Annotated in this window: 23 protein-coding genes; 1 reads left to right on the top strand and 22 read right to left on the bottom strand. The window is 38.2% G+C overall.

Going from position 1 to position 22,310, the window contains the following annotated elements; all coding sequences use genetic code 11:
• Positions 1–281 precede the first annotated feature (281 nt).
• Positions 282–533 carry a hypothetical protein gene (locus ACIQZA_RS23545; RefSeq protein ID WP_400941337.1) on the top strand — a complete coding sequence of 84 codons (252 nt, stop codon included), beginning with the start codon at positions 282–284 and terminating at the stop codon, positions 531–533.
• Positions 534–683: 150 nt separating this feature from the next.
• Here the strand turns inward: ACIQZA_RS23545 and ACIQZA_RS23540 are convergent, their stop codons facing one another.
• From ACIQZA_RS23540 to rnmV, 22 genes are all read right to left on the bottom strand, one after another.
• The gene (locus tag ACIQZA_RS23540; RefSeq protein ID WP_054612548.1) at positions 684–1,130 is read right to left on the bottom strand and encodes a S1 domain-containing RNA-binding protein; all 447 of its coding nucleotides are present in this window, start codon (positions 1,128–1,130) and stop codon (positions 684–686) included.
• Positions 1,131–1,264: 134 nt separating this feature from the next.
• Positions 1,265–1,729: an FtsB family cell division protein gene (locus tag ACIQZA_RS23535; RefSeq protein WP_400941334.1), complete on the bottom strand. Its 465-nt coding sequence runs from the start codon at positions 1,727–1,729 to the stop codon at positions 1,265–1,267.
• Positions 1,730–1,746: 17 nt separating this feature from the next.
• Positions 1,747–2,238 (bottom strand): spore cortex biosynthesis protein YabQ, encoded by a 492-nt coding sequence (yabQ, locus tag ACIQZA_RS23530; RefSeq protein WP_400941332.1) that lies wholly within the window; start codon positions 2,236–2,238, stop codon positions 1,747–1,749.
• Positions 2,235–2,534 (bottom strand): sporulation protein YabP, encoded by a 300-nt coding sequence (gene yabP / locus ACIQZA_RS23525; protein ID WP_004229167.1) that lies wholly within the window; start codon positions 2,532–2,534, stop codon positions 2,235–2,237. Before yabP ends, yabQ begins: the two co-directional genes overlap by 4 nt.
• A 159-nt stretch (positions 2,535–2,693) precedes the next feature.
• On the bottom strand, positions 2,694–2,984 hold the full coding sequence (locus ACIQZA_RS23520; protein WP_132364343.1) for an RNA-binding S4 domain-containing protein: 291 nt from the start codon (positions 2,982–2,984) through the stop codon (positions 2,694–2,696).
• Positions 2,985–2,988: 4 nt separating this feature from the next.
• Positions 2,989–4,449: a bifunctional methyltransferase/pyrophosphohydrolase YabN gene (gene yabN / locus ACIQZA_RS23515; RefSeq protein WP_400941328.1), complete on the bottom strand. Its 1,461-nt coding sequence runs from the start codon at positions 4,447–4,449 to the stop codon at positions 2,989–2,991.
• Positions 4,450–4,458: 9 nt separating this feature from the next.
• Complete coding sequence (locus ACIQZA_RS23510) at positions 4,459–6,081, bottom strand: putative polysaccharide biosynthesis protein (protein ID WP_402884226.1); 1,623 nt, start codon at positions 6,079–6,081, stop codon at positions 4,459–4,461.
• 148 nt (positions 6,082–6,229) lie between these two features.
• Positions 6,230–6,766, bottom strand: a complete 537-nt coding sequence (gene spoVT / locus ACIQZA_RS23505) for a stage V sporulation protein T (protein WP_142510491.1) — start codon at positions 6,764–6,766, stop codon at positions 6,230–6,232.
• Positions 6,767–7,276: 510 nt separating this feature from the next.
• A complete protein-coding gene (gene mfd, locus ACIQZA_RS23500; RefSeq protein ID WP_402884228.1) occupies positions 7,277–10,789 on the bottom strand; it encodes a transcription-repair coupling factor in 3,513 nt (1,170 codons plus the stop codon).
• Between the two features lie 452 nt (positions 10,790–11,241).
• Positions 11,242–11,469, bottom strand: a complete 228-nt coding sequence (locus ACIQZA_RS23495; protein ID WP_400941318.1) for an anti-sigma-F factor Fin — start codon at positions 11,467–11,469, stop codon at positions 11,242–11,244.
• Positions 11,470–11,896: 427 nt separating this feature from the next.
• On the bottom strand, positions 11,897–12,457 hold the full coding sequence (gene pth, locus ACIQZA_RS23490; RefSeq protein ID WP_402884229.1) for an aminoacyl-tRNA hydrolase: 561 nt from the start codon (positions 12,455–12,457) through the stop codon (positions 11,897–11,899).
• Between the two features lie 267 nt (positions 12,458–12,724).
• On the bottom strand, positions 12,725–13,315 hold the full coding sequence (locus tag ACIQZA_RS23485) for a 50S ribosomal protein L25/general stress protein Ctc (protein WP_142510488.1): 591 nt from the start codon (positions 13,313–13,315) through the stop codon (positions 12,725–12,727).
• A 786-nt stretch (positions 13,316–14,101) separates the two neighbouring features.
• Positions 14,102–15,061: a ribose-phosphate diphosphokinase gene (locus tag ACIQZA_RS23480; RefSeq protein WP_132364320.1), complete on the bottom strand. Its 960-nt coding sequence runs from the start codon at positions 15,059–15,061 to the stop codon at positions 14,102–14,104.
• A 24-nt stretch (positions 15,062–15,085) separates the two neighbouring features.
• Positions 15,086–16,456: a bifunctional UDP-N-acetylglucosamine diphosphorylase/glucosamine-1-phosphate N-acetyltransferase GlmU gene (gene glmU / locus ACIQZA_RS23475; RefSeq protein WP_402884231.1), complete on the bottom strand. Its 1,371-nt coding sequence runs from the start codon at positions 16,454–16,456 to the stop codon at positions 15,086–15,088.
• 206 nt (positions 16,457–16,662) lie between these two features.
• The gene (gene spoVG / locus ACIQZA_RS23470) at positions 16,663–16,965 is read right to left on the bottom strand and encodes a septation regulator SpoVG (protein WP_132364315.1); all 303 of its coding nucleotides are present in this window, start codon (positions 16,963–16,965) and stop codon (positions 16,663–16,665) included.
• Between the two features lie 398 nt (positions 16,966–17,363).
• Positions 17,364–17,738 (bottom strand): RidA family protein, encoded by a 375-nt coding sequence (locus ACIQZA_RS23465; RefSeq protein WP_142510486.1) that lies wholly within the window; start codon positions 17,736–17,738, stop codon positions 17,364–17,366.
• Positions 17,735–18,568, bottom strand: a complete 834-nt coding sequence (gene purR, locus ACIQZA_RS23460; protein ID WP_142510485.1) for a pur operon repressor — start codon at positions 18,566–18,568, stop codon at positions 17,735–17,737. The genes ACIQZA_RS23465 and purR overlap by 4 nt, the downstream gene beginning before the upstream one ends.
• 56 nt (positions 18,569–18,624) lie before the next feature.
• Complete coding sequence (gene ispE, locus ACIQZA_RS23455; protein WP_248717603.1) at positions 18,625–19,491, bottom strand: 4-(cytidine 5'-diphospho)-2-C-methyl-D-erythritol kinase; 867 nt, start codon at positions 19,489–19,491, stop codon at positions 18,625–18,627.
• A 518-nt stretch (positions 19,492–20,009) separates the two neighbouring features.
• Positions 20,010–20,192 (bottom strand): small, acid-soluble spore protein, alpha/beta type, encoded by a 183-nt coding sequence (locus ACIQZA_RS23450; protein ID WP_053594103.1) that lies wholly within the window; start codon positions 20,190–20,192, stop codon positions 20,010–20,012.
• A gap of 106 nt (positions 20,193–20,298) precedes the next feature.
• A complete protein-coding gene (veg, locus tag ACIQZA_RS23445; RefSeq protein WP_142510483.1) occupies positions 20,299–20,559 on the bottom strand; it encodes a biofilm formation stimulator Veg in 261 nt (86 codons plus the stop codon).
• 158 nt (positions 20,560–20,717) lie between these two features.
• Complete coding sequence (gene rsmA, locus ACIQZA_RS23440; protein WP_323657047.1) at positions 20,718–21,599, bottom strand: 16S rRNA (adenine(1518)-N(6)/adenine(1519)-N(6))-dimethyltransferase RsmA; 882 nt, start codon at positions 21,597–21,599, stop codon at positions 20,718–20,720.
• Positions 21,592–22,158, bottom strand: coding sequence for a ribonuclease M5 (rnmV, locus tag ACIQZA_RS23435; RefSeq protein ID WP_402884235.1), 567 nt, complete (start codon positions 22,156–22,158; stop codon positions 21,592–21,594). Before rnmV ends, rsmA begins: the two co-directional genes overlap by 8 nt.
• Positions 22,159–22,310 lie beyond the last annotated feature (152 nt).

Below are 22,310 nucleotides of genomic sequence, written 5' to 3'. Positions count from 1 at the left end.
CGAGACCCCGGAGCATTCAGTTTAGGAACATCCTGCGATAATGGTTACATGAGCAGTTTCCCTCTGTTATTGCAGCTGTTGTTGCGTTGCTACCGCTTCACACAGACAATACCCCGTTGTTGCTGTCGCTTCGCTTTCGCACATAAAAAACACTCGTTGCTCCTAACGTCCCCTCGGAAGGTCCTAGCCGAAACGAAAATTAACCCAAGTTATGGTGATAAGAATAAAAATATGGCATACTAATAATGAAAAAAGCGTGTAAACTAGGAGGTTTATTTCCTTTGGGTTCATTAACTAAAGCTGCTTTAATTTGTGGAAGTGGCTCTATGATTATTCTCGTATCCATTCTTATTAATTTACCATTTGCCGTACAAACATTTTTACTCCTCACCGGATTAGCGGTTAGTGTTTATGGTGTGTTTTTACTTGTCAAAATGGTCGTTAAGCCACCCGAAAAGTCTTTAGAAACACTAACAGAACAAGCATCCGCACAAGCTCCTAAAAAGAAGAAAAGACCGACATCCACGTTTTAGGAGGACACATAGATCCTACTAGAAGGGTTTTACGACTTATAGCTAGATGAGGTGTATGCAAAGATTATTAAAAAAAGGGATTAGCTTTATTAAAAAGCTAATCCCAAATCTATTTAATACACTTTTTCTACGATTAAAACAGTCAGCAAACTACCCTCTTCTAGCTCCACGACCACCGCGTTTTGATTCTGTAGCACGTTTAAGTGTTGCTAGGCGTTCATCACTATCTTTTAAGAAACGTGCCATTTTTTGCTCAAAATTCTCTTTCGGCTGATGACGATCGTTGCGATCATTAGAACGATTATCGCGACGTGGACGTGCAGGACGCTCTGGACGCTCTGGACGCTCTGGTCTCTCTGCTTGAGGCTTTGCTTTACGGATTGAAAGACCGATCTTCCCGTCCGCTTCAACATTCATCACTTTTACTTCAACTTCATCTCCAACTTTTAGATGCTCATTGATATCTTTAACATAATTGTCAGCAACTTCACTGATGTGTACTAAGCCTGTTTTGCCGTCTGGCAGCTCAACGAATGCTCCAAAATTTGTGATTCCTGTTACTTTACCTTGTACCTTGCTGCCTACTTCAATTGACATAAAAAAAATGCTCCTCCTTAAAAATTAAGCGACTCATTTGAGTCATGTAATCAATTTAATCAAACTTTTTACTACAATAAGTTTCTCTTTTCATTATATATAACAATAAAAGAGTGTCAACAATACATAGCTTTTCAGTCTTCTTTTTTACCTTTCTTTTCTGATATGCTGTCTTTTTTATCTTTTTTCTCCGGTATATCGCCTTTTTGCCCTTTTTCGTCCGGTATAATGAAAATTATTTCACCTTTTTCGGATAGAAAATAATCTTTGCGTAATAATTTTGCGATATACTCATCATCCTCTAACTGTTTAATTTTAAGATTTAACGAATCTCGCTCATCTTTCAATTCAGAAAGATGCTTCTTCGCTTCAACCTTTTCTTGCTCTTTTGCAGCTAGCGTTTCATTTTGATTCAAAAGTATATTTAAGAGAAAGGCAATAATAACGACTGGCACAATCGCAAAAAAGGCAATACGGCGCATTTTCCGTTTTCGCGCTTGAATTTTACGATTTATAGCTTTATCCGTGTTACGGACATAGTCATTATCAAGTTTAGTATAGTTTTGTTGATCATCATTTGATGAACGACGTATAGTCATGCCCGCACCTCCGAAAATTATTGTTGTCTTTTATTATACTTGATAAATCGAACTTTTTTAAAAAAAGTGTTGGACAAATACGAATAAATTTTGACAAAAGGTCTTAAAACAAACGCACAAATACTTATTAAGAATTTAAAAATTTGTCGAATAATAGCACTTATTAGTCGTATGATGAACCACAGGGGTCTCCATGTTATATTCACCAAAACCCTTGCGACGAAACGTAAAAAAGTTTGAAAAAACGTTTGATACAAAAAAATTCCGGCTATTTGCGCTAGCGGGTCATAAGCCCGCCAAGCGCCATCTTTTAGCCAAAATAACAAATAGTATGTCAGACCTCCAAGCAGAATCCAGGTAAGTAGTTCAAATACCATCATCCATCTTCGAAGGCTTGACCTTTTTGGAGTTGAAAAAACAATGAGTCTTACACTATCAATAATGAACCCAACTGCTATACCGCTCAAAACCATGACTAATAGCTGAACAAATTGTTCACTAACAATCATCCAAACAATTTATGAAGGAAACCTTTCGAGAAGCCACTTTCCTCCTCGTCATACTGCAAAGTTTTTACAGTTCCTTCAAGCGTCAATAACCCTTTGTCAACATCTAAGTGAACGATATGCAGTTCTTCTCCACGGATTAACAAATGCCCTTGGGACGTCTTGATGAAAAATTCTTCCTGATCAAAGCGTTCAATTGATTTTACAGAAGTCATGTCCATTCTTTTACGATTACGAATCGTTAAAATATGTTCTCCAGATGGAATTGTGTAACGGTTACTTTCTTGATGTAGCGTCATTTTTTTCCTCCTTTAGTCGTCCTAGCTTCTGTTCACTTTATGCGGACAACCTTAAAAGCATGACAACTTTATTAAAGTTGTTACACTTTTATCTCCACTTCAGCACCTTTATGGCAAAAGCTAAACGACAACTTCAGAAGACTCCTACACTATTATTCATTAGTCCTCATCATCAATAAATTCAGGTTCAATTTTTTCAAGACGCTCTTCCTTCAAAATAGTAAACATTTTTGCGGCATCTTCTTTTTTCACAGTATCACGTAATTCCTCTACACGTGCTGTCACAATTTTTTGTCCAAAACGAATAGCTAGCTCATCCCCAGCTTTAACAGCACTACTAGCTTTCGCGACCTTATCATTAATCGTAATACGGCCTTGGTCTGCTACTTCCTTCGCTAATGTACGACGTTTAATCAAACGTGATACTTTTAAAAATTTATCTAATCGCATATTTTTACTCCTTTTCTTGCTGCTTCGCTTCATTCCAGAAAGCATCTAATTGTTCTAATGTATAATTAGAAAATGGCTTTCCACTTTCCTTTACCTTTGCTTCCACGTAACCAAAGCGTCTCGCAAACTTCTCATTCGCATGTAACATAGCCTCTTCTGGAGATAGCTTATAGAAACGCGCTAAATTCACAAGTGTGAACAAGACATCCCCAAATTCATCAAGACGTGACGCATTTGTACCTTTCGTCACTTCATTACGAAATTCCTGCCATTCCTCTGCAAACTTGTCCCATGCGCCCTCTACATCAGGCCAATCAAATCCTACCTTCGCAGCTCTTTTCTGATAATTATAGGCTGTTTGTAGAGCAGAGGACGCCCGGTATTCCTCTTTTAATAGTGGCTTATCACTTATACCCTTTTCTTCCGCTTTTATAACTTCCCAGTTTGCTACAACACCCTCTGCATCTTCCACCGATACATCTCCAAATACATGCGGGTGTCGACGAATCATTTTTTCACTTATCGAAGCCAATACATCTTCCAACGTAAAGTAACCTTGATCTTCTCCGATTTGTGCATGAAGGAACACTTGTAACAGTACATCTCCAAGCTCCTCGATCATCGCAAAGTCATCCTCTGCATCTACTGCTGCCAAATATTCGTGTGCTTCTTCTAGTAAATATTTTTTCAGTGACTCATGTGTTTGCTTTTGATCCCACGGACAGCCATCCGGACCTCGTAAAACAGCAATAATTTGACGGAAAGTTGTCCAGTCTCGTAAAGCATCCTCTTGTGATTTCACAGGCGGCACATATACCGTTGTTAAATTATCCACCTCAACGCTTTGGTCGAGCTCATAAAGTGGTACTGTCACTAATTTTTCCTGTGACGAGCCTGCTGCTGTAACGACTGTAACAGGGTATTCGTCATTGTATTTCTCCATTAACGTTAGCTTTACTTCTGATGCACTAAATGTATCATATACTTGGGCTATTAAAATATGTTGACGCATGTTAATGTCATGCATAGAAAAGCTAGTGCCATCCAGCAGTTGAAAACCCTCAATTGGGTCGATCTTTAACGCGCCAAATATTGGATCTAAAAAGCTTTGCCCACCTTCAATGACTAGTTTTACTTTTCCCTCATCCGCAGCAGCAATAAGCAATTGTACAGTCTGCTCTGCGACAAGTGGATGCCCCGGTACAGCGTACATGACATCTTCATTTGTTGTAGCAGCCACAAGCTTTTCTGCAATTTCCTCATACACAGGCTGGAACGAATTATGTTTTTCATAGACTGCGTCAAAGCTTTCAAATTGTAAGCCCTCAGCAGATAATTCTTCTAATACCGGATGATCCACTGTACGAACATATAATTTTCTTGCCGCTTTTAGTTTTTTATAGACACCCATTTGCAACTGATTAAAATCACCCGCACCTAGACCTATAACTGTTAAAGTATTCAATCAATCCACCTACTTTTTCCGATTTAACCATAATTGATAAACTGCCATTTTGCGCCCAAACGGTAGTAAGTACCACTCTTTTTCGACTAGTACTCGTAACTTAGCAATTATGGTGATCATTACAAACGCTCCTAAACACACGGCTGAAAAACCGGCTACCACCGCGACAAATCGAGGTGATAAAAATTGGTTTAACAACGGTGGTATAAACTGCAGCCAAACTAGCACTACAGCTGCCATGCTGAGTGATGCAATTCCAACTTTTTTATAAAAATTGGCTGACGCTAATTGAATAGCAGTCATTCTCTTTAAATAAAAAATAAGCATTAGAGCAGTAAACAAAAGACCCACATTGTTAGCAATAGCTGCACCTAATACACCAAATAAACCAATTGTCAGCACATTCACTATTATTTTTAACATAAAACCTATAATCAAAAATAAAGCTGGCTTTTTTAATTTTCCATAGCCTTGCAAAATAGCTGTAAATGTTAAAATAACCGACAATGGCACAATTTGTAATACATATACCATAAGTACTTCCGACAGTGCATCTGTTTTAAAGAGCATGGCATTAATATACGGCATAACGAGTATTAAACCTAGAGATGCCGCCCAGCCAAATAATACAGACGCTTTATACGTTAGTTGAATAAACGGAATGGCACTACGACCTTCCTGTTGTCTGGACATATGCGCGACAAGGGGCACAATAGCAAGTGAAAGTGAAGAAGCAATGACAACTCCGAGCTGTACCAATGGCTGCCCGCGATCATAAACGCCTTTTGTTGCCTTAGCTACCGTCTGATTCATTCCACCATCTATTAATAGCGAATAAATTGTAAAGGAATCAACTAACTGATAGCCAAGTAACAATAGACCACTCATGCTCACACTTAAACTTAGCAATGTTACCTCTTTAATAATGGGGAAACTTTCGATACGCCGCTGTTGTTTCTTATCATTAAATAAACCAAAACGTTTTTTAAAAATAAACGCAAGTAATACAAAGCCTACAATTTCGCCAATAACTGTACCTATGATAGCCATTTGTCCAGCACTATATAGTGATTCTGTCGTCTTCATAATGATAAATGTTCCTGCTAAAATGACTGATACTCTCACAGCCTGTTCAAGGACTTGCGCATAAGCAATCGGCTCCATAATGCCTCTTGATTGAAACCCGCCCTTTAAAATAGCATGTGCTGGCATAACAAGTACTATAAATGAACCCGTCCGTATTAAAGGCGCAAGCTGAGTATCGCCCATAAGCTGTGCAATTATTTCAGCACCACTAAATAAAGCGACAAAAAACAATAACGATAGTACTGTTAAATAACGAAAGACAATACGCATAATACCGCTTCGTTTCTGATCCCTCTCTAGCGGGTCTAAAATACAATCATTATCTGCAAGCATTTTAGAAATAGCTACTGCAAATCCACTAGCTGTCCATACGACAAAAATAGATATAACCGGATACACCTGCTGATAAATATAAAACCCTTCATCACCAACAAGATTTTGAAAAGGCACACGATAAATTGCACTAAGAACCTTCACAACAAGAGCAGCAATTGTAAGTAAGGCCGCTCCCTTCATGTAGCTTTTCATGCCAAAACGTTCCGACATAAATTGCCCTCTTTCCTTCTTTAACAATGCCAATAGTATAGCATATCTCCAAAGTTTGACGCGCGCGGGTAGCACTACCGTAAAACTATGTACGAAAAAAAGTTATTGTTCAGCCTAAAAAGGTCAGCGCAATAACTTTCAATTCTCATCAACTATTCATTTGTTTAGCTAAGAAGTTAGCAGCTGTTTCAGCAACTTTCACTTCAACTTCACCGATAAAATGTACTTTAGACAAAACGATAATACAGCCGATCGGATCACCGTTTACCATAATAGGCGTTGCACAATAAGACTTAACTTGCTCATATTGTCCAGGAACAATCTCGATAGTTGTTTCCATTTTTTCTATTTTTGTTGAACGTTCGTCCATAAAACTTTCCGCAAAGGATGTAATACGACGATTAATATACTCTTTTTTACCGATCCCTGAGACAGCAATTACTTCATCTCGGTCAGTTACAAAAGCTGGAGTACCTAACGTTTCATATAATGTTTCCACATACTCTCTTGCGAATTCCCCCAAATCGTTAATTGGAGAATATTTCTTTAAAATGACTTCACCTTCACGGTCTGTATAAATTTCTAGCGGGTCTCCCTCACGAATACGTAACGTTCTACGAATTTCTTTTGGAATAACCACACGCCCTAAATCATCAATACGACGAACAATTCCTGTTGCCTTCATTCTTAATCCTCGCTTTCGCTACAATGAAATTTTTTCAATTTTAGTATGGTTTTTTATGAAGCAATCTATGCAAAAACTGAAGAAAAAGGATTTCACATCCAACAATATTTTCAAAAAAGGCCTTAAAACCTAAACAAATACCTGTAGAATTTTCAACTTCAATCAACTTATCTTAGATTAACCACAAAAACAAATTTTTATAAATAATTTATAAAATATTTTTAACAAGAAATAATAATAATTCAACATTCACCATTGCGTCAATAAGACAAAAGGATGTTTATCACAAAAGAACCATAACAAAAAGTGATACTTTTACCCTTATTTTCCCTACTATCTAGCTCCTGAGTCTCAATTTGTAATATTGATCTCTAAGGAGCCACACAGTCTACAGTAAAACTAACAAATGGAGATAAAGCGCCACAACATTCACAGAGTTTTCCTTGTAATTTTTTGTTTTTAATAATAAAAAGCTGATCATTATCCTAGGAGATAAGATCAGCTTTTCTTCTATTGTTGTTTTTTTGCGTCAGCAATAATATGCATCATTTCTTCTAAAATATCGAAGGGTTGATATTTCCCAGACTTTCGTTCATCAATCGTTAATTTCAATTGCATACCATCCATACCAAACCCGACAGCACGTTCAAATTTCATAGATTCTTCCACAATTTTACCGCCGTCAACTTGCCCTGTACCTTCTTCTGACAACAATATTGTGATGATTTTTTGCTTTTCTTTTACAGACAAAACACCTGTACCTAAGCCCCATACCTTCATACGCGCAACTCGCAGTAAACGCTCTGTTTCAATTGGAAGATCACCAAAACGATCCTGTAATTCCTCTATGATTTCGCTGTACTCCTCCACTTGATCCATTGCTTTTATACGTTTATACATTTGAATTTTTTGATAGCCGTCAGGGATGTATACATCCGGGATATACGCATCCACACTCAATAAAATTTCAATGTCAGGCTTCTCTTCTTTTTTCACACCTGTTTGGCGCTCAGCAATCGCCTCTTCCAGCATTTGTGAATACAAGTCAAAACCAACAGAATCAATAAAGCCATGCTGCTGCGCTCCAAGTAGATTTCCAGCACCACGAATAGATAAGTCACGCATAGCAATTTTAAATCCTGAACCTAACTCTGTAAATTCTTTAATCGCCTGTAATCTTTGCTCAGCTACATCCGTAAGAACTTTATCACGTTGATACATAAAGTAAGCATACGCCACCCTATTAGAACGCCCAACACGTCCCCGCAATTGATAAAGTTGCGCTAAGCCCATTCGATCCGCATCATGAACAATCAATGTGTTAACGTTTGGTATATCCACGCCAGTCTCAATAATGGTTGTCGTTACAAGCACATCATAGTCACCTTCTAAAAAGGCTAATATAACAGATTCTAATTCTGATTCCTTCATTTTGCCATGTGCATGCCCAATACGCGCTTCTGGGACAAGCATTTGAATTTCATCAACCTTACGAGCCATATCTTCTACACGATTGTATAAGTAGAATACTTGCCCACCACGCGCCATTTCTCTCTCAATAGCTTCCCGCACTAATGCACCGCTATGCTCCATTACATAAGTTTGCACAGGGAAACGGTTCGCTGGTGGCGTTTCAATTACCGATAAATCACGAACACCTACCATCGACATATGAAGTGTTCTTGGAATTGGAGTTGCCGTTAGCGTTAATACATCAACATTCGTCTTTAGTTGTTTAATTTTTTCCTTATGCGTTACACCAAAACGTTGCTCCTCATCAACAATCAGCAGTCCAAGGTCTTGGAATGTTAAATCTTTAGATAAAATCCGATGCGTTCCAACGACAATATCAACTTGCCCTTCTTTTAAACCCTTTAACGTCGCTGTTTGCTCTTTTTTTGTGCGGAAACGAGACAAGAGACCTACATTAATAGCAAAGTCTTGGAATCTCTCACAAATCGTTTCGTAATGTTGCTGCGCTAAAATCGTTGTCGGCACAAGGAACGCTACCTGCTTGCCATCTTGAATTGCTTTAAATGCCGCGCGAATCGCTACCTCTGTTTTACCGTACCCTACGTCTCCACATACAAGACGATCCATCGGACGCTCACGCTCCATATCACGTTTTACTTCGATAATTGACCGTAGCTGATCCTCTGTTTCTTCATAAGGGAAAGAAGCCTCAAAATTACGCTGATCGTCGTTGTCAATCGCGAATGCATGGCCTTTCTCTGCTTCACGTTTCGCATACAGCTTAATTAAATCATCAGCGATATCTTGCACAGCAGAGGATACCTTTGCTTTAGCTTTTTTCCACTCTGCTCCACCTAATTTATGTAGCTTCGGTTCTCGGTCTTCAGATGCTACATATTTTTGGATTAAATCTATTTGCTCTACTGGAACATATAACTTATCATCAGCACGGTATCGAATGTGTAAGTAATCCTTATGTGTACCATTTACCTCTAATGTTTCTAAGCCTATATATTTCCCAATACCGTGATGTACATGTACAACATAGTCGCCCGGTTTAATTTCTGTATAGCTTTTAATACGTTCTGCGTTCGTCATTTTTTGAGGACGTGCCTTTTTCTTCGCCTGTTGTTTAAATAGCTCATCCTCTGTGACAATCACCAAGCGTTGTAGTGGTAATTCAAAGCCACTAGATAGTGAGCCATCCGCAATATAAATACCGGCTTCTGTCGGCTTACCAATTGTCGTATGAATATCATATTCTCCGAGCATTTGCTGTACACGTTTAACACGATCTTTATCTCTCGCAACAATTAGTACTGTAAATTTACCAAGCAGCCAGCGTTCAATCTCACTTTGTAATAATGACATTTGGCCATGAAATTGTTGCATTGGCTTGCAAGAAAAGTTCGTCGTCTTATTAAAGGATACACCTGCAAAAGTTCGTGAAAATAATGAGAAATATAGTTTTTGTTGAGACAGCATTGCTAGAATTTCTTTCAAGGAGAATGCTGGCTTTACATCATGCACCATTTTTCCTTCTTCAATTAATGATAAAAACCATTCATCCTCTTCACGCTCCCAGGCATCCATAACCTCCTGAATACGTCCTAGCTCATCAAACAGCACAATGCCATCCTGTACAAAATAATCTCCTAAATAGGCTTTTTTCTCATATAATAACGAACCATATTTATTTACATAGTCCGGTAAATTCCCTTGTTGTAACAATTCAATATCATATTGAATATGCTGATACAGTAATTCCTTCGTCTCCTGCTTTTTGACTTTCTTTAAACTTGTCGCTAATGCAGCTTCTAAACGGCCTGCCAAAGTCATTCTTTCTTCCTTTGTCAAAATAACTTCTGACGCTGGTAGAATACGAACCTTCTGCAATTTATCAATGGAACGTTGATCGTCCGCAGAAAATGTTCGAATCGAGTCAACTTCCGTATCAAATAATTCTATACGAATCGGCTCCTCTAAATATGGTGGATATATATCTAATATCCCTCCACGTAGCGCAAACTCTCCAGGTGTTGTCACCATCGAATTACGCACGTACCCCATCTCTACTAACGTTTGTAGCCATTCATCAATCTGAATATCTTCGCCTACTGAAATTTGTAAAAAATACTGTTGCCAATGCTCTTTAGGCTGCATTATTTTGCGTAAGCCCGCAACTGGTATCACATAAACAGCTTTTTCGCCTCTTGCTAGGCAATCAAGCGTTGCAATACGCTCAGCTCGTAACTCTGGAGAGGCAACAGACAAATCTGCAGCAATAAACTCATCGGCAGGATAATAATGAACATGCTCCTCACCTAAAAGTCCCGCCAGCTCGTCAACCATTTTTTGTGCCTGCAATAGATTAGGAGATACAATATAAATAGGTTTTTTTACATATTCAAATAACGCATCGACCATTACCGGGCGCGCGCTTCCTGTTAATCCTGTTATAAGCTGTGTTGCAGAATGACCGCTCTGAATCTCCTGTAAAAATGATGTGATATGTTTGTCCTGCATCACAAGCTGTCGTAAAACTTCCAATGTCAAAAGCTCCTCTCAGCGCATAATTCTATTCACCATTACTAGTAATCTAGTACTATAATATGCATCTTTATTGTATTTTTTATCAATTATGCCTCGGCATAATTGCGTCCGGAATCGGCTTTGTGCTTGCACAAGGTACTCCTTTCCGATTCCTTGACATCCGCCGGAGGCTTTTGGCCAACAGATGTCTTTTGCGCGAAAGCGTAGTGCTAACGCAGCGTCAGCAGCACGATGTTGGTCACTCAGGCATTTTCACAGGATATGAGTTCTTCCTGAGTTCCTCTATTCAGCGGCTGTTTGGAACCCGCTGAAAAGTGACTTAAAACCACATTCATCACACCACCTATAAAGGTGGGAGACTTCTGTACCTGTCGCTACGCTTTCAGTACATAAAACTTAAATGGAAAAAGCTTTGAACGCACTAGATGTGCGCCAAAGCATCCTTCCAATCATTGAATCCATTTATTGAGTGCGTGATAATCTGGATATTGTTTCAGTGAATCCTCACATTGCTCACAAATGCAGTGCACCGTCGTGTGACCATGCCGATCTTTCTCAACATAATCATCCGCTTCACCCATTTCGAAAATATGTAGTTTTCGAATTGTATCATCTGCATCAAATGGTAGTGTTCCTATTTCTACTTCACAATGACGACATCGATAGCGAACTGACATCTCCAAATCATCCTCCTTTAAGCAACTTACTACTTAAAGTATAGACATTTCTAAAACAGATTATGCACTTCCAATTCCGCCTTAGCGCCATTTAGAATATAGAAACTTGGGTTGATTTTCGTACCAACCGGGCGCTTTCCTAGGGACGTCCGATGAGCCGCTTAGGTCAACAAATGTTTTTTTGCGCGAAAGCGCAGCGGTAGCGGCAAATGCTTCTGTGCGATAGCGCAGCGGCACGATATTGGACACGAAAGCGTTATCACAGGACGTGATGGTTGTAGCCTTCGTTCCTCTATTGCTGATCCCCAAGGAGTCGCCCAATCGGAACGAAGATCAACTTATTTATATAACATAAGTTTTAACAAAATATTTCCCCAGCTTTAGGCGTAAAACAACTGTAATATCCACACTACGCTTTAATCCATTATTACCCGTTAAAGCGATTCATCACATCAAGAAATGGCTTTGAAAGAGATTCTTCTACAGCATCTACACATTTTTCAACAGCTTCGCCAACAATAGCTTGATCTTCTTTTGAAAATTTTGATAACACATAATCTGCTACCTTCATACCAGCTGGTGGGCGATTAACCCCAACACGTATGCGATTAAATTCTTGTGTACCTAAATGCTGAATTAATGATTTAATACCATTATGTCCACCCGCACTTCCTTTTTGACGCAGGCGCAATTTTCCTGTTTCTAAATCTAAATCGTCATAAATAACAATTAAGTCTTCCACATCAATATCAAAATAGTTCATAAGGGGCCCAACACACTCCCCCGATAAATTCATATATGTTAAAGGTTTAACAAGTAGAACCTTTCCTTCTGGACGATGTACCGTTGCATACATACCATTAAACTTTGAATTAGTTAAAGGTGTACCCCATTTTTCAGCTAATGCATCAATAACATCGAAGCCAATATTATGTCTTGTATGCTCATAAGGCTTACCCGGATTTCCTAAACCAACGATAATTTTCATAAGTACTCCTCTTCTTTCAAATCTAATAGTCATTATTTTACCATATCATACGCTAAGAAAGCAGTTTGTACAGTTTTTGAAAGTAAAAGTTCAATAATGGCTTGATATTATTTGAAATCCTCACTTTAACCATACATATCGGTAAAATAATACATGCCGTAATTAAAGAAGCAAAAGCAAACATACGAATAATGTCGACCATTAAATTCAAAAGGCTACTAAAGAAGTTTTTAGTCTTCCTTAGTAGCCTTTCCTTAACATATCTTTTTACTCTTGTTCCTGTGCAATGTCTGCCGTTTCTTCAACAGCTGCGACTGGAGCCATAATTGTTACCAATGTATGATCATCTTCACTGATAATCTCAAAATCAATCGTATCTCGAATATCTGCTACTGTAATTGTTTCACCAATTTTAAGCTCAGTAATATCAACTTCAATAGCTTCTGGGATATCTGCTGGCTTTACTTTAATTTTTACGTCTAAGTTAGGCTGCATTAATATGCCACCTAAACTAATACCAACTGACTCTCCAACGAGTTTAATAGGCACCTCAGACTCTATCGCTTCGGACATATTAATTGCTAAAAAGTCGATATGATTTACTTCATCTTTCATAGAACATTGTTGAATTTCAGACACAACAACATTCACTTTTTTCCCATCTAACTCCATCAAAAACACACCGTTTTGCCCATTCTTTTGAATGGATTTTCTGAATTCATTCGCTGAAATAGAAATTGGGGTCGAATCTAAATTATAGCCGTAAATAACCGCAGGAATGGCTCCCCCTTTTCTAAGTTGGGTTAATGTCGAACGATGCCCAGCTTCGCGCGTTTTAACACTTAATACTGTACTCATATCTATCTTCCCCTTCCAAGAAAAATTATTTACGCCTTATTAGAATGTCACTACTTTCGAATTATTACTTCTTTCAGCAGGTGCTTGAATACCCTCTGAAAAGCAGCTTAAATCCGCATTCATCTCACCACCTAAAGAGGTAGGAGACTTCTGTACGCTTTCGGTACAAAAGACATTTGTAGCTGCTGCTTTGCTTTCGCTACATAAGTTAAATTAATGACATTTGTTAAGGCTATAATAATATTTACCTTTATTTTTTTGGTTCATCGCCATGGCGTGGGGTTGATCTTCATTTCGACCAGAAGCGTCCGAGAGCCGCTTCGCTTGAGCTCCAGGCTCTCATCTGTGACGCTGATCCCCAAGGAGTCGCCCAGCCTCCACTCGAATCAACTTATTCATATAACTTACGTCTTAACAAAATGTATCCCAACCTTAGGCGGCAAACTATTTTTTATAAAGTAGAGTAAATATTATTAAGTCACAATTTCTATTATACCCTTTTATAAGAAAATTCAAACAAATAGGACATATAAAAAAGGACAAATCTACTTGCAAACGTAGATTTGTCCTTAATACGTCACATCTTACTGCATGTGGTGTTTATTTATCTTCATTCAACAGAACACTCTCATCTTGAAGGTAGAGAGATGAATGCGGATGTGTTCCATCACATCTGCTAAGTGAAGATAAAGCCCCCGGCGAATATCACGAATTTTGAAAGGAATAAATTGTGCGCGCGCAATTCAAAATCCGGACGCAATTACGCCAAGGTAAACTTGCTTTATATTAATCAAATAGAGTACTTACAGATTTATTTTCATAGACACGAGAGATTGCATCTGCCATCAATTTAGCGACTGAAAGCTCTGTAATTTTTGGAGATTTTTTCTCTTCAGGAAGTTGGATTGTATTTGTTACAACTAATTCTTTAATCGACGAGTTTTCGATACGCTCGATTGCCGGACCTGATAATACTGGGTGAGAACAACAAGCATAAACTTCTTTTGCACCAGCTGCACGTAATGCATCCGCGCCAATTGTAATCGTACCTGCAGTATCAATAATATCATCAATCAAGATTGCCACTTTACCATCAACATTACCAACAATGTTCATTACTTCTGCAACATTTGGTTTCGGACGGCGTTTGTCAATAATTGCAATAGGTGCTTTTAAACGTTCTGCCATTTTACGAGCACGTGTTACACCACCATGGTCTGGAGAAACAATAACGATTTCATCTTCTGGGATACCTTTTGTTTTAAAGTAATCAGATAATAAAGGAACTGCCATCAAGTGGTCGATTAAAATATCGAAGAAACCTTGGATTTGAGGTGCATGTAAATCTAAAACGATCACACGTGTTGCACCAGCTGTTTCAAGTAAGTTTGCTACTAATTTAGCTGTAATTGGCTCGCGTGCTTTTGCTTTGCGGTCTTGACGAGCATAGCCATAGTAAGGCATTACAACGTTTACTGTACGAGCAGATGCGCGTTTTACAGCGTCTACCATAATTAAAAGCTCCATTAAATGTTCGTTTACAGGTGCAGAAGTAGATTGCACGATAAACACATCACAACCACGAATACTTTCTTCAATGCTAATTTGAACCTCACCATCGCTGAAGTGCTTAACAGAAGATTTACCTAATTCAACACCCATTTCTTGAGCAATTTCTTGAGCAAGTGGATTATTAGAATTAAGTGAAAATATTTTTAATTGTGAGTTTGCATAATGATACGGCATGATGGCCTCCTGTTTAGTTGATAATTATTTTGAATTTAATTTACTTACGTAATTCGGTTTGTTTTCTTGTCTTGCACGAGCGATTGCAAGTGCATCCTCAGGAACTTCTTTTGTAATTGTAGATCCTGCTGCAATAAATGAACCTTTTCCAACTTTCACTGGCGCTACTAAGTTAGTATTACATCCTACAAATACATCATCTTCAATAACTGTTTGGAACTTGTTTTTCCCATCATAGTTTACTGTAATGGAACCACAGCCAATATTGACATTACTTCCGATATCAGCATCGCCAATATAGCTTAAGTGTGATACTTTCGTGTCATTACCTAGTTTACTTTTCTTCACTTCTACAAAGTTACCAATCTTCACATGGCTACCAATGTCAGAAAGTGGTCGAATATGTGCAAACGGTCCAATAGCTGTTTCTTCTGCTACAACGCTTTCACGCACAACAGAAGAATGCACAGTTGTTCGATCACCAATACGGCTATCTACGATTTGTGTGTTAGGCCCGATTATACAATCTTCACCGATAACAGTTGTACCTTCAATCATAGAACCTGGTTGGATGACAGTATCACGACCAATCATTGCATCTACACTAATATATGTGGTTTCTGGATTAATAATTGTGACACCGTTACGCATATGCTTTTCATTAATTCTTGTACGCATTAGCGTCTCTGCTTGAGACAGAGCAACACGATCATTGACACCAAGTGTTTCTTCAAAATCTTCCGTTACAAATGCTTCAACGACATCGCCTTGTTTTTGTAAAATTTCAATCACATCAGGTAAATAATACTCACCCTGAGCATTGTCATTTTTCACAAGCTTTAATGTCTCAAATAACGCTTTATTATCGAAGCAATATGTGCCCGTATTAATCTCTTTAACTAATTGCTGCTCTGCTGAAGCATCCTTTTGCTCAACAATTTGTTCCACTTGTCCATTGTCGCCACGTAAAATACGACCATAGCCTGTTGGATTTTCAGCAATAGCTGTTAAAATTGTTGCTTTTGCATTCTTTGCTTGATGATGCTCGAACAAAGCTTGCATCGTTTCAGGGCGAATAAGTGGTGTATCGCCACAAACAACTAGTGTTGTCCCTTCCTCGCTACCTAAAATTGCCTCAGCCTGTTGTACAGCTTGAGCTGTCCCTAACTGTTCAGCCTGTAAAACATACTCGCTTTTATCGCCAAGCTGTTGTTTCACCTTTTCTGCACCATGTCCTACAACCGTTACAATGCGATTCACATCTAACGTTTGAATGTGATCCACCACATGTTGTACCATTGGCTTCCCACATACTGGATGGAGCACTTTATATAATTTGGACTTCATACGTGTACCTTGACCTGCAGCCAAAATGACAGCAAAAATGTTGCTCATCTGTAAGTCCTCCAATACGCTCATTTTCTCTTATGACTATATAGCAAAATCCATCTATTTTCAAGGCATGTTGACTTGACAAAAAGATGAATTTCCAAATCAAATGCACCTTTTGCTCGAATGTTAATATGTATGTCCTAAAACTGCTCGTTTTCTCTTATTCTCAAAATGAAAAGAACTCTCCAATTAAGAAGAGCTCTTTTTAACTATACGCCAATTCCTTCTAATTCTTCTGGTTTTTCTGTTGCTTCTACCTCGCTTGAATTATGGTACTCGTTTAAAATTATCTCCTGAATTTTATTACGAGTAGTAGAATTGATAGGATGTGCAATATCTCTAAATTCACCGTCTGGCGTTCGTTTACTTGGCATAGCAACGAACAAACCTGTATTGCCATCAATCACACGAATATCATGAACTACGAACTCATTGTCGAGTGTAATGGAAGCAATCGCACGCATGCGACCATCCGTCTGTACACGACGTAACCTTACATCAGTAACTTCCATTTTCTCACCACCTCTCTTCTAGATGTCTAAATGAAAATATAATATTCTTTATTACCGAATATTTTCCTTTTTCTAGTCTACCAAATTATCTAAAAAATTTGAATACTCAACAGTATAATATTTCCTTTAATTTACTTTAAATTTGACAATTTTTTGTCAGTCTCCCTTTCAGATTGGTATGACTTTGAACGTAATTGTGGGTTAACCATTCAACGTTTCACAGTAAAACGGATTTACTTTTCAGAGTTTTATTAGCAGGTTTGTCTTTATCAGCGATCGCCACTCGCTTCGCTTTCGCGCAGAAAACACTTGTAGCTGACGTTACAACAATCATTTGCTGAATGAAAATAAAAAAACCCACTAAAAGAGCTTCTCTTCTAGTGAGCTTTAAAAAATTCTTATTTAACGATGGCAATAACTTCAATTTCTACGCGCACATCTTTTGGCAGACGTGCAACCTCTACTGCTGAACGAGCTGGTTTATGATCACCAAAGTGGCTAGCATATACTTCGTTCATTGCAACAAAGTCGTTCATATCCTTCATAAAAACGGTTGTTTTAATAACATTGTCCAAAGATGATCCAGCAGCAGCTAAAACTGCTTTTAAATTTGCAAATACTTGATTTGTTTGAACAGTGATATCGCCTTCCACTAATTCGCCTGTTGCTGTTAGCGGAATCTGACCTGAGCTATAAAACATGCCATTTACAATAATCCCTTGTGAGTATGGTCCAATTGCTGCTGGTGCATTTGTTGTTGCTACTACTTTCATTTGTCATTTCCCCTTTTAGAAAAATAGTTACCTTCACTTAATGCAATTGTACGGTCTTTTTCATTGACCTCATGAAGCTTTACTAGTGAATAATAATCATCTACTAAAGTTTCGTCTGCATGCTCAGCCTCTACAAGCACTGCAATACCAGCTAGCTGACAATCAAATTCCTCTAATAGATTTTTCATGCCATTCATTGTACCACCGACCTTCATAAAGTCGTCAGTAATAAGCACTCGTTGCCCACTCTTCATGCTTCTTTTTGATAATACCATTGTCTGAATTCTTCTGGAAGAACCCGATACATAGTTAATGCTGACTGTAGAGCCTTCAGTTACCTTACTATCTCTTCTGACAACAACAACTGGTACATTTAAATGTCTTGCAATCGCGTGGGCAATAGAAATTCCCTTCGTTGCGACAGTCATTATGACGTCAATTTGTTGATCAGCAAATGCGGATGCAAATACCTTTCCAACCCGATTAATTAAATCTGGATTGCCGAGTAAGTCCGTCATAAATAAATAACCGCCTGGTAACAAACGATCTGAATGCTCAAGCTCCGCCTTTAAATCATTAATAACTAAACGGACCTCAGCCTCGGACATTTTAGGAATATATTTAACTCCTCCTGCAGCGCCCGGTACTGTCATCAATAACCCGATTCCTTTTTCTTCGAAAGTTTCTTTTACAATCGTCAAATCTTCACTAATAGAAGACTTTGCAGATTGATATAGTTCAGAAAAATAAGTTAGCGGGATCAGCTGATGTGGATGTTCTAGTAAATAGTACGTCATATCAACTAGTCGTTCACTACGCTTCCATTTCATGCGACCCTCTCCTAAACACGAATATTTATAGGTAAAATTAACATAAATTTGCGGTTTTAAGCAAGTGTATTTCGCTCGCCCAAAATCCGAACGGCATATACTTCTTCACAAAAACCACGTAAACCATTATAAATTCGGCTCACTCGAGCTTCACTATCCACTAAACCAAACACCGTCGGACCGCTTCCACTCATTAATGTTGCATCTGCGCCAAAGCGCCTCATTTGTTCCTTTAACATTACTACTTCTGGATGTAGCTTAAAAGTTACAGTTTCCAAAACATTCCCTAATGATGCACAGAGTAGGTCATAATCTTCCGTTTCAATAGCATGAATCATTTGCTTCGTATTTGGATGTTCTAACCCTTCAACCTTTAATCCTCCATACACTTCTGCAGTAGAGACACCTATTTTAGGTTTAGCTAAGACTACCCAACAATTTGGTGGTGCAGGCAATTCCTGAATTTTTTCTCCACGCCCCGTTGCTAATGCTGTGCCACCATAGACACAAAATGAAACATCCGAACCAATTTTCGCACCTAATTCCGCTAACTCATCTATAGATAATCCTAAATTCCACAGCTCATTTAAACCCTTTAGTGTAGCAGCTGCATCGCTACTGCCACCTGCTAATCCTGCTGCGATCGGTATTTCTTTTTCTATAGTAATGGATACACCTTGTCCAATGCCGTATGTATCTTTAACTAGACGCGCTGCCTGATAAGCAAAATTCCGGTGATCATTTGGCACGAAATTATCAGTAGAAATTATTTCAATTACGCCATCTTCTCGAGATTCTAGGCAAATACGATCTGCTAAATCCACAGTTGTCATGACCATCTCTACCTCATGGAAATTATCTGGTCTTTTATAAAGCACATCTAATGTTAAATTTATTTTTGCAGGCGCCTTTACATAAAGCATCTTTCTTCCTCCTTATAGCTACACTTATCAATTACGCATTAGCGCAATTTGCTGACACTTCGCCTCGCACAGATAAACAATGCTCCTAATTTTAAATTGCAGGTTAGTAAGCCTTATCGCACGCATGGAGAGTTAAGGCTAACCTCCTAGCTTGTCCTTTAAAACCGTAACATCTGACAGATCATTCAGTTTGATATTTTAATACACCCTGAATAAAAATTACACTTCCTTCTGCCTTTAGATGTAGGAGTCTTCTGTAACTGTTACAAAACATCAGTAACTGGCGTTCACTTCGCTATATAAAACATTTTCTGAATGAAGATAAACTTTCATTCATCTTTCACAAGATTATTCATTTTATTTTACCATAATGGGAATGTGAAAATGGAAAAAAAGAACCGTATACCCCTATTTGGTGTAACGGTTCTCTTTCGTCAGTCGTGTTGTTGTGTATACAGGAAGTTTTCATCCTGTAATTGAAGTTTCAAAATAATAAGTGGTCTATTTTCACAAAGAGGCTACTTATTATGCTCTTGCTCACTACTTGCTCTTTCAGCCATTTCGATGGCACGTTTGACCATATTACCGGCGTCTCGAGCTTTTATGCCGCCCCAGCCTTCTCGTTGCACAACATCATAAAATCCAAGCTCTTTAGCGATCTCTTCCTTTAAACGAGGTGACATGATACCTTTTCTAGGCATATAAACTCCTCCTTAACAACTGACGATTTTAGTATGCCCCAGAAAAAGCAAAACACTCATGTAGTTTTTACATGAGTGTTTCAAAATATAGAAAAAGTACTAGAAACTATTTTGCGATAGCAGCTTTTGCTTCGTCTAAAAATGTAATCTCTACTGCCTCAGTTAAAATATCTGTGTAGCTATACGATACGCGTTTGCACGCATTGTCTTCTTGATCAAGCTCAACTACAAAGATAGCGCGATATGTCTCACGCAATACCCCTGCACACTCGACCGTTTTCTTGCGACCTCCGTTTGCTCTTAACTGCAAACGTTTACCCAAATGACAATCCAACGACTTTTTAATGTCCGCTAAAGTTTTTGGCATTTTCGCTTACACCTCACTAATAAATAGTATAAGCGATTCGCCCAAAAATGTCAACAAAATATAATATTTTATCAGCCTCTAATAAATTTTGTCAACTTATTTTTCATAAAAAGGGCATGTTTTTTTTACTTATACCCAAAAATGTTAACAAAATTTTTTTACTTTGCAAATGTAGGGTATAGTGCATCGGCTAATTTTCCAAACTCTTGAATGGTTAAGGTCTCTCCCCGACGTGTCGGTTCAATATTTACCGCTTTTAAAGCATCCATAATTTTTTCTTTGTGTACCTTCCCATTTGGTAAACCTGATTGTAAATTATTGAAGATCGTTTTTCGTCGTTGTACAAACGACGCACGAGTAACAACGAATAAAAAATCCTCATCAATTACGTTTACTGGAGGTTCATCATGCTTAATAAGACGGATCACTGCAGAATCCACGTTTGGTTGCGGCATAAAAACAGTTTTCGGTACCGTCATGGCAATATCCGCCTTTACATAATATTGAATCGCAATTGATAAAGAACCGTACTCCTTCGTTCCTGGCTTAGCTGTAATACGATCTGCAACTTCCTTTTGCATCATGACAACGAAACCGCGAATCGGCAAACGGTCATTGAGTAATTTCATTAAAATCGGTGTCGTCACATAATAAGGTAAATTCGCTACAACCATAATATCCTCAATACCCGGCATCTCTTCCTGAATCACTTTAGCAACATCCGCCTTTAAAACATCTGAATGTACAATAGTTACATTATTATATGGGCTAAGTGTATCTTCTAATACAGGTAATAATCGCTGATCAATTTCAAAAGATACAACCTTTTTTGCACTTCTTGCTAAATGCTCTGTTAATGCTCCAATGCCAGGACCAACTTCGATTGCACCACTATTTTCAGTTAAATTTGCATGACTAACAATATTTCGTAAAATGTTCGGATCTATTAAAAAATTTTGACCTAAGCTTTTTTTAAATGAAAATCCATATTTTTTTAAAATTTCCTGTGTTCTAATTGGTGTTGCAATATCCTTATGCATCGTTTTCCTCCTGATCTAACTGTGCGATTGCCGCACCAAATTGCTTTTCTGTAATTTGAAACATTTTCAATCTTTTATGAAGCTGTTTGCCGTTTGTTGCACCGATATTCAAAATTTCTCCAAGACGATCACGTCGAGTCTTCGCCCGTGGATGGCCAATTAAATGTGCCGTCATTAAATCTTCGAGAGTGATATCATCTGTGGTTGATTCAACCTCATTTGGGGTATAGACATGTTGCAGCGCCTCACGTATATCTTCATCTGCTGCATGCTCAATGCCTAGTCCTTTACCGTTTTTCGCAATTGTTTTGGCTTTCGGTAAAAAAGCGTGTTTTACACCTTTTACATGCTCCTCGATAATGGAACGAATTCGACGTCCTGGATAATCTGGATCAGTAAAAACAATAACACCTCTTTTATCCTGTGCATGTTGAATTCTCTTCAGTGTTTCCTCTGAAATAGCCGATCCATTCGTTTCTATAGTATCTGCTTGTACAGCTCGCTTAATAGCTGTTGTATCATCTTTTCCTTCAACAACAATGATTTCTTTTATTTGCAAAAAGGCTCCTCTTTTCTACCTTATCTTCAGACCATTTTACAACTGCCCTGTACGATTGTACAGAAATACACGGCTATTCACCTTTATAATATTCCCCCCCTAATTTTGCTATCGGTGATTCTCCAAAACAAATTACGGAAAAAAATAAAAAA

The sequence above is a fragment of the Lysinibacillus sp. NPDC096382 genome (assembly GCF_044762845.1).
Classification (GTDB): domain Bacteria; phylum Bacillota; class Bacilli; order Bacillales_A; family Planococcaceae; genus Lysinibacillus.
This window is presented reverse-complemented; position numbering and strand designations above follow the sequence as displayed.